The sequence below is a fragment of the Micromonospora zhanjiangensis genome (genome assembly GCF_042650605.1).
Classification (GTDB): Bacteria; Actinomycetota; Actinomycetes; order Mycobacteriales; family Micromonosporaceae; genus Micromonospora_J; species Micromonospora_J zhanjiangensis.
Window position 1 is genome coordinate 1 of record NZ_JBHSBN010000113.1, and the last position, 986, is coordinate 986.

Consider the following 986-nt stretch of genomic DNA (forward strand, 5'->3'; position numbering starts at 1 on the left):
CCGGATTCGGGGTCTACCTGCTCGCCACGGCCGCCGGGCTCGTCGCTGTGTTCACGGCCGTCCCGATGCTTTACACCGCGCTCAAGGTCACTGGCGCTGCGTATCTGCTGTATCTGGCGTACCGGGCGCTGCGCGGGCGCAAGGGCTCCCCTTTTGAGTCCCAGGAACTGCCGAAGGACTCCACACGTCGGCTGTTCACGATGGGCTTCCTGACGAACCTGCTCAACCCGAAGATCGCGATGATCTACGTGGCGCTGCTGCCGCAGTTCATTGAGCCCGCCCGCGGCCAGATCGCGCTGCAGGCGGTGCTGCTAGGCCTTGTCCAGATCGCGATCGCCCTCATCGGCAACGGGCTCATCGTGCTGGCTGCTGGGAAGCTTGCGAAGTTTCTGGTGGCCCGGCCGACGTGGATGCGCATCCAGCGATATCTGATGGCGTCGGTGCTGGGCGTCCTGGCGGTGCGCATGCTCGCCGACCGTGCCCGCCCGATCCCCGCGTGAGAGGTCGCGCAGATAGGTGGGTTTCATTATCGGCGGGTGGGGTGGGTGCTTGCCGCGGTCGACCGGGGACCTGCCGGCGACCTCGCCGCCACCGGGGGCCTTGGTGATGCAGCCGTCGATGGCGAGGTTAGGCCATACCCACGCCACCAACCGCCACTACGCCCACCACCTGCGGGAACGCCCGCTTCACCGCGCCTGGCGCTCGTCAGCACCAAGGCACCGGCACCCGGATCAACTGCCGTCATTTCAACCGCCCTTAGGTGTTTCGGTCAGGTCGCCGGGCGGAAGACGACGGCGGTGCCGTTGACCAGGACCGGCTGGTTGTACGAGTGCTGCACCGCCGCCGTACCGGTCGGGTTCTCGATGCCCACGGTGGCGCTGTCGCCCAACTCGCGCGGCTTGCTGGTGGTCAGGTCGCGGTAGTTGAAGGCGATCTCGCCGTTCTCCGACAGCACCGCCTCGACGGTGAGCCGGGCGGACGACGAG

Annotated in this window: 2 protein-coding genes and 1 pseudogene; 1 reads left to right on the forward strand and 2 read right to left on the reverse strand. The window is 67.5% G+C overall.

Going from position 1 to position 986, the window contains the following annotated elements; genetic code table 11:
* Positions 1-500, forward strand: a 500-nt coding sequence (locus ACFOX0_RS34175; protein ID WP_377553828.1) for a LysE family translocator, incomplete at its 5' end; no start/stop codon positions are given.
* Between the two features lie 48 nt (positions 501-548).
* On the opposite strand, the pseudogene ACFOX0_RS34180 reads toward ACFOX0_RS34175, so the two are convergent.
* Positions 549-629 (reverse strand): annotated as a pseudogene (locus ACFOX0_RS34180) (IS5/IS1182 family transposase); the annotation flags it as partial.
* A gap of 140 nt (positions 630-769) precedes the next feature.
* Positions 770-986: hypothetical protein (locus ACFOX0_RS34185; protein WP_377553829.1), on the reverse strand; the 217-nt coding region annotated here is incomplete at its 5' end.